The sequence below is a fragment of the Microbulbifer maximicatervae (SeqCode) genome, assembly GCF_052467815.1.
In genome coordinates, this window is sequence record NZ_CP174326.1 from 572,920 (window position 1) to 587,898 (window position 14,979).

The following is a 14,979-nucleotide window of genomic DNA, read 5'->3' on the forward strand; positions in this document are numbered from 1 at the left end:
CCAGTGGATGGCCACTTCTTAAAAGGGGAACTTAAAGCCTTCAGGCAAATTGATACCTGAAGTCAGGTCTCCCATTCCCTGCTTTTGCAGTTCCTGTGTTTTTTCCTCTACACGGCGCACAGCGTCGTTGACCGCAGCGGCCAGCAGGTCTTCCAGCATTTCCTTCTCTTCAGTCATTAGAGAGGGATCAATTTCTACCGATGTCACATCGTGGCGACCATTCATCGTCACCTTGACCATCCCCGCACCAGCTTCACCACAGATGCGAAGCTCGGTCAGGTCCTTCTGCATCTTCTGCATTTTTTCCTGCATATCGGCCTGCATTTTCTGGGCCTGCTGCATCAAATCGCCCAAACCTTTCATAGGTAACCTCTATCTTGTGCATGTGGCCCCGGAATAAACCGGGCCCTAATTGTCATTAATCTTCTACTACTAGTGATTCTACGGAGCCCGGCACCAGTTCAGCACTCAATTCTGCCTGTAATTCTTGAACCAGTGGGTCAGCGACCAGCGCATCCTGGGCAGCTTCTAGCCGCGCTTGGCGGGTAGCTGCGACTAATCGGGCGGGGGTACTCCCATGTACCTGCCCTACTTGTATCTGCGCCACGACAGGCTGCTGGAAGAAGTCAGCCAGAGAATCCCCCAGGCGCCGCTGGTGAACTTCGTCATAGAGACTGCTGTAGGATTCATCCAGGGTGAACGAGAGTATATTGTCCTGCCTGCCCACCATCTCCAAGTGCTGGGCAATGGAGTGCAAAATACCGGTAATACCCAGCTGTCCATACATTACCGGCCAACTGCCAGGCGTTAATGCTTCCAAACGCCCTTTTGGCACTGCCTGACTGCGGCTTTCTACCGGGGCCTCCCGCGAGGTATTCACCGTGTTTTGTGGTGCTGGTTGCTGTGGTGCCGGCGCCGACTCCACTTCCGCAACTCGCTGGCGAAGCTCGGCCAGGACATCTTTACGCTGGGGGCGCTCTTCTGCCACTCCCTGGACAGGGGGCGGGCTTGTAATTTGCTCCGGCTGAGCCTCCGTCGCTGGCTCACTGATCATTTCAGTTGGGACTGCCGGCTCTGCCTCTCGCTGCTCTGCCTGATGCTTTAACGGTTGTAGGTCCTCCACTGCTTGCGAGGGAGCTAGATCAACCGCTGTAACAGCCTGCGGCTGTGCCGCTTCAGGCTTTTTTGCCGGACTGACCTCCGATACTTCTGGCGCTACAGGAGCCTGTGGCTGTAGCACTTCTGGAGCCGGTGCTGGTGAAACGGGTTCGGAAGCCGATGGCAGTGGTGAACGGGGAATATCCGCAACACCCTGGGGACGGAAAGCCAACATCCGCAGCAGAGCCATTTCAAAGCCACTGCGCTGATCCGGGGCCAAGGGCAGGTCACGCCGGGCCAGCAGAGCCATCTGGTAATACAGCTGCACATTTTCCGGGGCGATACGCCCAGCTAAATTTCTCAGTCGCTCACCATCACCCAGGGAATTATCGATAGATTGCGGCAACACCTGAGCCACTGCGATACGGTGCAGGTTATCGGCGAGTTCTGCCAGCGCAGCACTGTAATCAGGGGCCTGCTGAGACAACTCAGCAACTGTGGCAAATAAAGCCTGTGCGTCCTCTTCAGACAAGGTTTGCAGCAGCTTCCACACCAAACCGGTATCGATACTGCCCAGCATACCGCGCACCTCCGCCTCGGTAATTTGCCCCCCACCAAATGCGATGGCCTGGTCAGTAAGACTCATCCCATCACGCATACTGCCATCTGCCGCACGACCGAGATGCCACAGGGCGCCTTCTTCAAATGGAACCTGTTCCTGCTCCAACACAAACTTCAAGTGCCCCACAACCCGCTCGGGGCTCATATTCTTCAGCTTGAACTGAAGACAGCGGGACAGCACGGTAACCGGCAACTTCTGCGGATCAGTCGTTGCCAGTAGAAACTTTACATGGGGAGGCGGTTCTTCGAGGGTTTTTAACAGCGCGTTAAACGAGCTGTTCGACAACATATGGACTTCGTCGATCAGGTAAACCTTGAAGCGACCCCGGGTCGGTGCGTACTGCACGTTCTCAAGCAGTTCACGAGTATCTTCGACCTTGGTGCGCGAGGCTGCATCCACTTCGATCAAGTCGACAAAACGGCCATCTGCAATCTCATTGCAAGTGTGGCATTGGCCACAGGGTTCAGAACTGACCCCCTCTTCACAATTCAGGCACTTGGCCAGGATTCGTGCGATCGTGGTTTTACCCACACCACGGGTACCGGCAAAGAGGTAGGCGTGGTGCAAGCGACCATTATCCAGAGCGTTGATCAACGCCTGGAGAACATGCTCCTGTCCCACCATCTCGCGAAACAGCTTCGGCCGCCACTTCCGTGCCAGTACTTGATAACTCATTCAATCTCCGGTGCTCGACACACCTCTGCAAGGTCTTATTGTCTGCGCCTGTGGCGCGGCCGCCATTATACCGGCATCCACCGCCAGGCATAGAGAATCGGAGAGTGTGACCAGTCAAGTTCGATCGTACCTCTCGTAGCGAAACCAATGCTTGTGATATAACTGTGCGCCAGCTCGCACTAAGAACAATCAGTCCATAACTACAGCGAGCAGGGTACGGGGATCACGATTAGTAATGAATAAGGCCAGGAAGACGCTTCTTGAAAGGCTGTTTACCGAGCACGGACAGGCCTTGGTACGCTTTGTCTCTCGCATTGTAAAAAGCCCTGACGATGCCGAGGATATCGCCCAACACGCCTATCTACGCCTGCAAAAACTCAGCGATGAAAAGGAACTTGAGAATCCACGGGCCTACCTCTACCAGATTGCCAATAATCTTGCTGTAGACCAACTGCGCCGAGGCAAGCTGCATGTGGAGTATGTAAGCCAGCAAGTTCCTATGGAGGGCGAGCCCTATACAGACGACCACGCGGACCACCAGTCACCAGAAAGGCTGCTAGCAGCCCGCCAGCAACTTCAGTCCATCTACGAAACCATGGATAAGCTGCCCCTCAAGTGCCGCCAAGCATTCCTCCTGCACAGAACACGTGGTCTCTCCTATAGCGAGATTGCCCAGGAAATGAATATCTCAGTCAGCAGCGTGGAAAAATATATTTTGCAGGCCTTGAAGGCCTGCCGCAAAAAGGTGAACCCGGATAGGTGAGCAGCCTCCTGTGCAGGCATAGACTGTTGATCCACTAGATCTAAAAATTAGTTGAGGGGGAAACCTGTTCAGCCGTCTCAGCTTGCAAGGACCAATTAAGAAATTGAGCCGTACTAGGATCCCTGCAAATAGCAGCATTTTTCACTGCTAATTAAGAGAAATTTCCGGAATTGTTTTGTTCCGACCTGTACAACACAAAGTAGAGGCCACACAAATAAGGAAATTTTGAGTAAGATGCCCTTTTTTAGCATCGTTGTGCCAATTAAAGTCTAAAGATACAAGGTATTTGAGCAGCCATGAGAACCAACCCGAAGCAAGCAGTAAGCGAAGACAGCCTGGATCAGGCTTGTGCTTGGGTGGCTCGCCTGCGCTCTGACTCGATTACGCTCGCCGATCGCTCTCAATTTAAAGAGTGGTACTCCATCGAGGAGAACCAGCAGGCCTTTGCAGAAATCACTGAACTGTGGGGTGACCTGGGAGCCCTATCCAAAATGCCTTTGGGAACTCTTTTTCCCGAGAGCATTCCATCCCAAAAGAAAAGAAACCTCGATAGAACAGAGTCCACCAAATCCAAGGCCTGGACCTTACCCCAGTGGCTCATTGGTGGGGGGCTTGCAACCTGTGGAGCGATTGTAACTTTGTGGGTAAGCTTCCAAGGTATGGGCGGCGAAACCCAGGCTCAGATGTATGCAACAGAACGCGGCCAAATACAAACTATCAGCCTACCTGACGGCTCCGAAGTAAAGCTGAACTCCAACAGTAAGTTGAGAGTAATCTATAACCGGGATGAGCGCCGAACAGAGCTTGTTCGCGGTGAGGCATTCTTTGAAGTAGCCAGGCAAACATCGCGCCCTTTCACCGTCTCTGCGGGTAGCGCCAATATTCGAGTTTTAGGAACCGAGTTTAATGTGGAGCTCAACCCTGAAAACACACGGGTATCTGTAACTGAAGGCACGGTTTCGGTCACCGAGTCTGGCAGTGCTCCTGGACTAAAACCTGAGTCAGTGCAACTGGTTAAAAACCAGAAGGTCAGTGTATCTGACCGCGGACTCAGCCCAATCGGTCGGACCTCCCCAGAGGAGGCTACGGACTGGACTAAAGGCTTACTAGTCTTTGAAAAAACCCCCCTTAAAGATGCTCTCACAGAGCTAAACCGCTACCTCAACGTACCCGTTGCTGCTTCAGCCCAAGTGGAAAACAGACTTGTTTCTGGAACTTTTGAGGTATCTGATCCGGACAACACTCTAAAAGCCATCGCAACCGCACTGGACTTACAACAAGACCACAGTAACGCCAACCTGACTATCTTGTCTCCCGCGAATAACTAGGTTATAACCGTCCTTTAGGGCGGTTGTTTCTTGTCCAATTAGGTTAATCCGCCCATAAAACCAAAATAGCAACACCCTTGCCGGCAGCGATGGCCGGCACTTACAATAATGGGCACCCCCTTGAATCTTAGGCACTGGATAAAAATATCCCTTGCGACAGCACTCCTTCTTCCCAGTGCTGCCCTCGCCCAGTGCCCTGAATCTGGGATCCAGATACCCTCAGGAAGCCTCTCAAAAGCACTGATATCGCTGGGAAAGCAATGCAAAATATCACTGCTTGTTAGAACTTCTTTTGCTGCAAACTATCGGGTGAGCAAGCAAGTTCTACAGAGCCCTCAAGGTCAGTTTGAGCCCGCCCTTGCCGAATTACTCAAAGAGGTCCCCCTCTCCTTTAAAAGAGTCGGCCCCTCCTCTGTCGCAATTATTGAGTCATCAGCAGCAGAGCTAACATCTACGCAGCCTCAATCTCACACACAAACGGAAGAGGTAACCGTCACCGGGCAAAGCTTAACCGGCAGCCATTTACGCCACTTTCAATCCGACGGATACCTGCCAGTCGACAGACTGTCTCGCGATCAACTTGAAATGACTGGCGCCCAAACTATTGCGGACCTACTTCAATTCCTACCTGCCATTTCGGGCAACTCAACCAGCACATCTGTTAGCCAGGAAAATGACGGAACAGCTACAGTCTCTCTGCGCAATCTCCCAGCAAGCAGCACACTAGTACTAATTAATGGTCGAAGGATTATCAGCGATGGGTTTAATGGCGAAGCCACAGATCTAAATACGATTCCTCTATCCATTGTCGAGAGAGTAGAAATTTTAAAAGATGGAGCCTCAGCTGTTTATGGTTCTGATGCCATTGCCGGGGTGGTCAACATTATCCTGCAAAGGGACTTCGAAGGCCTTGCTGTAAAAAGCTACTACGGACAAGCCCAGCAGGGGGATCGCCGCAGCGAATCCCATCAACTAACCTGGGGATGGAAAGGTGATCGCGCTCACGTAATGCTCAACCTCTCACAGACCCGTCAGGCAGAGGTTATGAGTCGCAATAGAGGGATTTCTGAGTCGGCCGACAGTCGTGAAGAAGGTGGCTCTGATCAGCGATCATCAGCAATCCCCGAGGGGTTTATTGCTATAGGCAAGGATGAAGTATTAACCAACCTCTCAACCGGTACTTATCAAGACTGGTCACCAGAGGATAAGTTTGACTATAGCGACTACTCATCAGCCATCCCAGCAACGCAGAGCGACTCTTTCTATATAGTTGGCAATCTGGATATCGGAGAAAGCACCCTTGCTTTCTCCGAGTTCATGGGAGTGCGCTCAACAGGAGAAGCAACATCATCCCCCACGCCTGTCTTTACCCGATTTGATAATGGCGACCTGACGATATCTGCAGATAATATTTATAACACCTTCGATCAGGATATTTACGATGTACGCCGACGCATTGTCGAACTAGGCGCCCGAACTCAAGAAAACCGGGCAAACACCTGGAGGATAAACACAGGACTAAAAGGCTATTGGGATGACTGGCAATGGGAACTGAATGCCTCAACCCACCAAACCCATAAAAAAGAGAGCTTGAGTAATGTTATAGATCCATTCGCCCTATCAATTGGACTTAAAGGGCCTGATATCTGTAATGAAACCACCTCCTGCACTCCGATCAATCTTCTAGGCCCCAGTGGCAGTATCAATCAAGAGCAGCTGGACTTCATTCGGGGAAAGAGCGTTACGACCAGCAACTCCCGCATGACCTCACTCACCTTTATTACTGACGGCATCATTAAAAGGATAGCGTCAGGAGACATTCTCGCAGCAGCCGGAATTGAGTTCAGGCGAGAGAGTGTAAACCTATACTCCAATGACAGCTCCGGGCTTTCGTTTATTGGCGGCCACGCCCCCGGCTCAACGAAAGGCAGCCGCATAATCAAGGAGGCATTTGCCGAGATCTCAATCCCGCTTTCGCCGGATAGTTTATGGCTGGACGGAGCTATCCGAACCTCTCATTACGACGACTTTGGAGATACAAGCAACCCAAAGCTCGCGGTAAGATGGAAACCACTAGAATCAGTACTCATTCGCGGGAGTTATACAACCGGCTTCAGAGCCCCCACCCTGACGGATATGAACCAAGAGGGCTATCAAACCCAAGAATTTTTATTTGACCCCTGCACAAGCTCTAACGCAATCAATCTTCCGGGGTGCCGAGGTCAAGCCGACAGCTCACGAGTACAGTACCTGACTGAGTTCAGTGGCAATCCAGACTTAAAACCCGAAACTTCCCGCACACTATCTCTGGGAGTTACCTGGCAACCAGCTGTAATTGATGGATTCAGTGGAACATTCGATCTTTACGACATCAAAGAAGATCAGGTCATCGCTACCAACCCACAGTTTCTGCTAGAGCAAAATGCCTACTTCAACCTCTATACGGACCTCGTTATTCGTGATGACAATGGAGATGTCACCCAAATTTACGCATCACGCATAAACCAGGGCAGCCGAGAAATTCGCGGCTATGACACAGCCTTCCGCTATGAGTTTCACCCCGGCGTTAACAATCACGTCCAACTCGCCCTGAATATCAGCCGCACGCTACATTACCTCAACCAAAGCTCTCCCGAATCAGCCAAAGAGGATCTCACAGGAACCTTTACTGACATATTGACCGGCGGTGCTGGCTCACTTCCCAAGTGGAAGGCAAATGCTGGAATTTACTGGAAGAAAGGCCCTTGGGGGGCAGGATACACCATTCATTACGTAGGCAGCCTTAAAGAGTCCTATACGAACCTTGAGGGTGTAGAGGATAGCCGCACGATCAATGACTGGTCCGCACACGACCTCCAACTCACCTTTACTGCCAATCAGCGACTTAAACTGACAGCTGGTATTAATAATCTGCTAGACCGCTCGCCACCATTTGCCTCAACTGCCGTGAGCAACAATTACGATTATCAAACTTACGACCTCACCGGCCGTTTTTTCTACGGCAGCCTCTCCTTCAAACTTTGATTCTACTGCCTAGAAGCACAGTAGAAACAGCCAAAAGATCAAAAAACACCCCATTTGATCAAATAGAAACCACCCCTTTACGTAACAAACCTGACAATACGTAGTATTAGAAAAAAAATACGATTCTTATGAGGGGTTCTGCCCGCCAATCGTCTTGTTCTTTGTTGGGAGGAAAGTGACCACTTGGGGGTAGTCACTTTTAACGATCGCCACTTATGGCAAAAGACTATAAATCCAACGATCAAGAGAGGATTGACAATGAAAAAGAATCTCCTGTCCGCAGCTGTAAAAGGGGCCTTGGGTCTGACTGCAGCAGCGATCATGGTTCCGGCAATGCCTGCCTTTGCACAAGATGACGCTACCCTCGTTGAGGAAGTTGTTGTTACTGGCTCCCGTATTAAACGCACCAATTTCGATGAAGCTGCGCAAGTAGTGAGCATGGACCGTGCCGACATTGACGCCGGTGGCAGCCTGATGATTGCTGACACCCTGCGCAATACTCCTCTGAACTCTTTGGGCTCTTTCAGTGAGCGCTCTGGTAGTTCCGCTCAGTCCAACGCCACTGTTGACCTTCGCGGTCTTGGCGACCAGCGTACCATGGTTATGCTGAATGGTCGCCGCCTGCCTGGCTCTCCGAACCTGGGCGCAGCCACTGTCAACCTGAATATGATCCCGATGGCCGCTGTTGAACGCATCGACATCCTTGCCGATGGCGCCTCTGCTGTTTACGGTTCTGACGCTGTAGCTGGCGTTGTGAACATGGTAATGCGCGAGAATTTCGATGGCCTCGAATTCTCCGTTCGCCATGGTGACCGTTCTGAAGACGATGGCTCTGAAGAGTCCTTCAGCTTTATCACCGGCATCAGCGGTGACCGCGGCAATATCACATTTGCTGCAGAATTTGACCGTCGTGACCCAATCTACGACGCTGATCGCGATTACACAGCACCCTGGGTTCAGGATCAAAATGGCGATGGGGCAATAGACACATATATTGATACAGATGGTTATTCCTACTACGGAAGAACCATGCTGCTTTCAGACAGCACAACAGGCTACGAATCATACCGCGCTACCAATAGCTGTGATTCTGACTCAGTGTTCCAGGAGCAGGGTTCTAGCGCTTTTGGTGATAGCGACGGAACTATTTGTGCATATCCTTACGGCAATATCTCAGCGAACAAAGCAGAGCTAAAGCGTGTCAACACCTACATGACCGCTAACTACGAGATTTCAGACAAAGTAGAGTTCTTCTCCAACGTCCTCTTCTCTAAGGTAGAGTCTTTCGGCCGTTATGCTCCGCCAGCAGCTACCTGGTCTGACGTGCCTGTAGACTACTCAGATAACCCGTTTACTACTGATGAAATCAACGCATTGATAGCCGACGGCACAATCACTGACGATTACACTCTGACTGGCTATTATCGCTGGACCAATATTGGCCCGCGCGACAATATTGTTACTGACTACCAGTACGACCTTACCCTGGGGCTTCGTGGCGATCTGTCTGACAACGTGAGCTATGAAACTTACGTCCAAACCGGTCGTTACGAGTCTAAAGAGTTCGGTAGCTACTACCTGTCTTACACTGGCCTCGATTACGTACTTGCAAATGATATCGACCCTCTTTCCGAAGAGGGTGCTGATGCAATGAAGGCAAGCACCTCTCAGGACAACTTCACAGCCATGTCCAAGGCCTACGGCCATGTGCAGTTCGGTATTGGCGACTGGTTCGGCGCAGGTGAGACCCTCATGCTGACAGGTGCCGAAGCTTACAACATGGAATACGGTAACCAATACGACGCAGCCTCCGAAGCTGGTTACGTAGGTGGCAGTTCTGGTAACTCTTCCAGCGGTGATCGCGATGTAGTCGCCTTGTTCGCTGAAGCCATTATGCCAGTAACTGACGCAATCGAAGTTAGCGCCGCTCTTCGCTACGATGACTACAGTGACTTTGGCTCTAATGTTGCTCCGACCCTTTCTGCCAGCTACCGCGTTACTGATACCCTCAGCCTGCGCGCTCGAGTGGGTAAAGGCTTCCGTGCTCCGGCTCTTGACGAGCTGTACGGCCCATCTTCCTTCTCTGCTGAGAATGCTACCAACCCAATCACTGGCACCTACAGACAGTGGGATGTCTACTATTCCACTAGCGAAGATCTCGAAGCGGAAACCTCCACTTCTATGTCTATCGGTGGTAACTGGGAGTTCATCGACGACTGGACTCTGGACCTGAGCCTCTGGAACGTAGAAGTTGATGATGTAATCATTCAGCCAAGTGTTCAGAGCATGTTCTATGCTTGGGCTTCTGGTGTCGAGCTGACAGAAGAAAGTGGCATTTACTTTACCGGTGATGGCTCCAGTGCTTCGACTATTTTCTACTCTCAGACTACCAATGCTGGTGTTCTTGACGTAACTGGCCTCGACATTTCTGTTGATGGTAGCTTTGAGCTTCCTTACGGACTTCTCACACTTAGCACTTTGATGAGCCACCAGTTGTCCTATGAAACTGATGCCTACTATCAAGGCCCTGTTCAGGATGTTTCTGGCTTTAATCTGTACCCAGATTTCCGAGGTCAGTTTGGTATTGGCTGGAGTATGGACCAACATTCTGTAGACCTGACTGTTGACTACGTCGCTAGTCACGATGAATTCACCGATGTCACTGATAACGGTGAACTAGTTAAGAGTGGCGAAGACCTAGATTCCTGGACCACTGTGAATCTGTCTTATAGCATCGATACAGAGTCATACGGCATGATTAAGCTTGGTGCTCGTAACCTGACCAACGAAGATCCAGTTCTGGATAAAGATGGTAAATATGCTCGCGACCACTATAACCTGTACGACAATACTGGTCGTGTACTGTACGCTGAGTACAGCATGAGCTTCTAAGAGCTAAACCTCTAAGAAGATCAAAAGGGTCGGCTTTGCCGGCCCTTTTTTGTTTAGCCGAGTCCACTCTATACCCTCCCCTAAAAACCCATTGGCGAGCACCAACACAGTACTCTCCGACAAAGTCCCCTAGCTTTTTCCCTCATCCGAGTTACTTCTTCCAAGAAAAGAGAAGAAGAGGTCATCTCGCCAGCAAGTAGCAGGTCAATGCTTCGACCGGCTTCACAAGCCTTAAATTTGTAAATTTCAGAAGAAAGACAAATTTCCTAACACACGAACTCCCTGGGTGACAGTTTTACCAGTTCAGGAGATTTTAGACAGATAAACCCCCGCCAAGAGTACAAAAATTAGACAAACAGACTGAAAAACATGCCCTTGAACTGGCTATCAGGAGACTTCAAAAGCCCCACAGTAGTTCCATATCCAAAAATAATGCATTAAAGTCAGGTCTGACAGCTTTTAACCAATATCATAAAACGCAATATAAGTACCTTAAGTATAAGAAGGTTCCAATATGATCAAGACCAAACTGAGCATTGCCATCGCTGCTCTGGGAACACTGGCCAGTACTGGCATATTTGCCCAGGAGTCCACCGCCGGCGCAGAAGTAGAAGAAGTAATTGTTACTGGCTCGCGCATTGCGCGTGACCCTTTATCCACTACAGGCCCAATTACTCTGGTTGACTCGGAGGCCATTTCACGTTCTGGTGTTGGCACTATTGACGAGCTACTCAACCAGCTGCCATCTATGGGTACCACAGGTATCAACTCCAACGACAACAACGGCGGCGCCGGTTTGTCGTTTGTTGAATTGCGCAATCTAGGCTCCGCTCGCACTTTGGTCTTGGTCAATGGCCGTCGCTATGTATCCTCCAGTTCAGGGGTTAGCTCTGCAGTGGATATGAATAACATCCCTGTGGATATGATTGATCGAATTGAAGTTCTTACCGATGGCGCTTCAGCGGTATACGGCTCTGATGCGGTTGCTGGCGTTATTAATATCGTAATGAAGGACTCCTTTGAGGGAGTTCGCATCAATGCACGCGCAGGGGCCACCGAAGCTGGTGGCGGTGAAAATGGTGAAATTTCAATCACCTTTGGCGGCGAAAGCGATCGCGGTAAATTCATCGCTAACATCAGCCATAGCAAACGTGATGAGATTACCTACAACGATCGCGACTGGGCAGAGCTCTATAGCTCCATGTCACCTACCGGTAATATTTTCACTGATTACGGCTCTTTTAGTGTTGCTGATGATGGTGAGACCCTTACTGACTACTCCTCATACGATATCGGTCAATATATGTGGCTCTCAGGTTCCATGGAACGTACCAGCCTGACCGCTAACGGTAGCTACTCAATTACCGATGCCGTCGAGCTCTACGGTGAAGGCTCGTATACCGTAAAAACCACCAACCAGCAGTTGGCAGCCCAACCCATGTACAGTGGGAACGGCTTAAATCTAACCTCTGATAATGTATCAGATGAAATTGCCGCTCAGCTGGAAGAGGCCTGGCAAGAAGCGGAAGATCAGTATCAGATTGAACTAGCTGCTTATGAAGCCGCTTATGACGAGTGGGAATCTCAGGGCAGCCCTGACGGTTTGGAGCCCTCCGCCCCAGAAGCAACTCACGGCGACAGCTGGGAAGATGGCATCTCTGATATTCGTCTGCGCCCCGTTTCTGGCGGCACCCGTGACTACGAACAAAAAACAGAAACCTTCCGCCTTTTGGGTGGTGCCCGCGGTGACCTGGAGAATGGCTGGGGCTGGGACACCTTCTTGAGCTATGGCCGTAATGAAGGTGAAAACACCATCGGCAATTCTTACAACAAAACTCTACTGCAAGAAGTTATCGACGGAGACAGTGGCCTCGCTGATGAGGATATTTCCTTCCTCGGCGGAATGAGCGATGAAGTTATCGACTACATCAGCTACACAGATCGCGAAGATAACGAATACGATCTGATTAACTTTGGTGCGAGTTTAACCGGTGATATTGATGCTGTTCAGCTTCCCGGCGGTCCTCTCGGATTTGCAGCCGGCATTGAATACCGTAAAGAATCCGGAGAGTTTAACCCCAGTGAAGAAACCCAGAACGGCGATACATTTGGTAACCAGCAAGACGCTACTGCTGGCGACTACTCAGTAACTGAGTTGTTCACCGAGTTCAACTTGCCGATTCTCGCCGGCGAAAAGTACGCTGACGAATTATCTATGGATATCGCCCTGCGCTACTCCGATTTTGATACTTTTGGTGGCCAGAGTACGGGGAAGCTGGGTATTGTCTACGCCCCAACTGAAAACTTCCGTTTCCGTACTAGCTATTCAACCTCTTTCCGTGCACCGGGCATTTACGAACTCTATAGCGGTACCTCCCAGAGCTACGAGTACCTACTGGACCCCTGTGATACCAGCAGTTCAAATACTGCCGGGCAAGGCGCCTACTGTAGTGAAGTTGGGTCAAGCTTTACCCAAGCAGGCTCTCAAATTGCTACCAATGTTGGGGGTAACGAGGACCTAGAGGCTGAAGAAGCACGTACTTTTACCGCTGGTATCGTCTGGACACCTTCTTTTGCTGAAGACCTCTCCATCACTGTGGACTACTACGACGTTGAAATCACCAACGCAATCGATAGTGCGGATCTTCAGCAAATTCTGGACGACTGCTACCGTGATGGTATTGCCGATGCTTGCGCCCTGATCGAACGCGGCGACAGTGGTCAGATCACATACCTGGAAGGTTCTCTGCTCAATATCGGTGAGATTAGAACCAAGGGTATTGACCTCGACGTAGTTCAAAACCTGTACTTTGACACCGGAAAACTCGCTCTGCGTGCCCAGGCTACCCGCCTCCTTGAGTACGAAATTTACAATACCGAAACTGAAGCCACTTCTGACTACCTGGATTATGTTGGCACTAGTAGCGGCGTCTACGTGAAATGGCGTGGCCTTGCCAGTGCAACTTGGTATGCCGATAACTGGGACTTTGGTATTGACGCACAGTACTTAAGTGATGGCCAGAGTCCATATGTTGATGTTCCTTCCCACACCTACCTAAACTTAAAGGCAGGCTGGGATGTGAACGACAACATGCGTCTCACTGCAGGAATCGACAACATCGCTGATCGCGAGCCGTCGTACACCTCCAGCTGGTATGACGTGAACAGCAGCTACGACTACCAAGGTCGTTACGCGTGGGCTGGTGTTAGCTACCAGTTCTAAAGCCAAGTATCGAGAACCGATGTAAAAAGGGTGCTTATGGCACCCTTTTTACTAATGACTAAAGCTAATGATCACTATTCAATAAGCGATCCAGTTTTTGCTGGTATACACTTTTTACATCCGAGCTACTCACCAGCGAAAATGCTTTCTCAAAACTATTTCTGGAAGCTAGTAAATCACCGAGGTTATATTGCGCTAGTCCAAGTAAAAAATGGAATCGGTGATCATCATCATTGGTCTTTATAGCTCGCGTTAGACGTTTTTCTGCATCCTGGTAATTTTTGTTTTCATAGGATTCGCGAGCCTGGTAATACAGGTAGTAAGGATTGCGTTCCCTGTGAAATTTCACTCTATCGGCATAGACTCTGGCCAACTCATCACGCCCAGTGCCGCGATACAACCACTCCAAGTTGCTGCTGGCAACCAGGTTGTCCCCCTGTAAAACTAGGGATTGCAGGTAGCTTTGCTCAGCCTCATACAGGTGGTCAAAGCGACTGTAGAAAGCCCCCATGTTAGACCAAAAATCACTTCTCTCAGGACGTAATTGCAATGCTTTACGCAAATATAGAAACGCCTGCTCCTTATCTCCCTCACGAAGGAATTCCACACCTCGATTACTGTAATAAAGAGCGAATGCAGTAATATCATCCAGAGTTCTCTGCTGATAAATAGGATCGTAAACTTCGAGATTGAGATCGATAATTCGTTGACCGCTAGGGTGTTTAGATACCATATTCACATGGCGATAAATAACAAACGTTTCCGCCTCTTCCTGACTCCAGACAGGGGGAACATCCACTTCATTAAAGAAGGCCTCAACCCCTAACTCCCTCGCCATAGCAACCATCATCAGTGTAAAAGTTAAGCAATTACCCCGCTGCTGATAAAAGGCTTCCCTAGCAGAGAGAGTACTGTTCGCATCATACTCAAAGAAAAGCTCCCTCTTACTCACCGCGCTCGTCAGTGCCTGAAGGCGGCTATCAGGTATCGCATCAGGAGAAAGAGTGTTTAGGTATGAGCGAATTTCCGTATCAAGTTCCAAAAGCTGCTCATCTGGCAGCTCATTTGTTCGAACAGATCGGTTAAAAACAGCCTGTCCACTCAAAACAGAGTCGGTATCTACTTGTTTAGTGTGAATATTTGGATACCGGGAACAACCACCAATGACCAGTATCAAAGCAACTACTAATAGCACCTTCACAGCGTTTCCCTCCCCAAATTTTCAACTGTAACAGGATTTATCACCAATTTAGGGCCAAATAAAGTGCCCTGGTACCATTTGCTTAAAACGCCCCACAACAGTTCGCCTGTTAAATAGACAGCTGGTAAACTTTCCGGGTTACGCACGAGGTAT

Annotated in this window: 8 protein-coding genes; 5 read left to right on the top strand and 3 right to left on the bottom strand. The window is 50.1% G+C overall.

What is annotated here, in order from left to right:
• Nucleotides 1-18 precede the first annotated feature (18 nt).
• Both ACJJIW_RS02405 and dnaX read right to left on the bottom strand, forming a co-directional pair.
• The gene (locus ACJJIW_RS02405) at nt 19-363 is read right to left on the bottom strand and encodes a YbaB/EbfC family nucleoid-associated protein (protein WP_282934173.1); all 345 of its coding nucleotides are present in this window, start codon (nt 361-363) and stop codon (nt 19-21) included.
• A gap of 55 nt (nt 364-418) precedes the next feature.
• Nucleotides 419-2,395 (bottom strand): DNA polymerase III subunit gamma/tau, encoded by a 1,977-nt coding sequence (gene dnaX / locus ACJJIW_RS02410; RefSeq protein WP_444936619.1) that lies wholly within the window; start codon nt 2,393-2,395, stop codon nt 419-421.
• A gap of 235 nt (nt 2,396-2,630) precedes the next feature.
• Here dnaX and ACJJIW_RS02415 point away from each other — a divergent pair, with 235 nt between their 5' ends.
• From ACJJIW_RS02415 to ACJJIW_RS02435, 5 genes are all read left to right on the top strand, one after another.
• A complete protein-coding gene (locus tag ACJJIW_RS02415; RefSeq protein WP_282934175.1) occupies nt 2,631-3,158 on the top strand; it encodes an RNA polymerase sigma factor in 528 nt (175 codons plus the stop codon).
• 296 nt (nt 3,159-3,454) lie between these two features.
• On the top strand, nt 3,455-4,486 hold the full coding sequence (locus ACJJIW_RS02420) for a FecR family protein (RefSeq protein ID WP_282934176.1): 1,032 nt from the start codon (nt 3,455-3,457) through the stop codon (nt 4,484-4,486).
• Nucleotides 4,487-4,795: 309 nt separating this feature from the next.
• Nucleotides 4,796-7,510 (top strand): TonB-dependent receptor, encoded by a 2,715-nt coding sequence (locus ACJJIW_RS02425; RefSeq protein WP_444892837.1) that lies wholly within the window; start codon nt 4,796-4,798, stop codon nt 7,508-7,510.
• Between the two features lie 258 nt (nt 7,511-7,768).
• The gene (locus ACJJIW_RS02430) at nt 7,769-10,402 is read left to right on the top strand and encodes a TonB-dependent receptor plug domain-containing protein (protein ID WP_444892836.1); all 2,634 of its coding nucleotides are present in this window, start codon (nt 7,769-7,771) and stop codon (nt 10,400-10,402) included.
• Between the two features lie 514 nt (nt 10,403-10,916).
• Nucleotides 10,917-13,625, top strand: coding sequence for a TonB-dependent receptor plug domain-containing protein (locus tag ACJJIW_RS02435; RefSeq protein ID WP_282934179.1), 2,709 nt, complete (start codon nt 10,917-10,919; stop codon nt 13,623-13,625).
• A 64-nt stretch (nt 13,626-13,689) separates the two neighbouring features.
• On the opposite strand, the gene ACJJIW_RS02440 is transcribed toward ACJJIW_RS02435, so the two are convergent.
• Nucleotides 13,690-14,826, bottom strand: coding sequence for a tetratricopeptide repeat protein (locus ACJJIW_RS02440; RefSeq protein ID WP_282934180.1), 1,137 nt, complete (start codon nt 14,824-14,826; stop codon nt 13,690-13,692).
• Nucleotides 14,827-14,979: the final 153 nt, after the last annotated feature.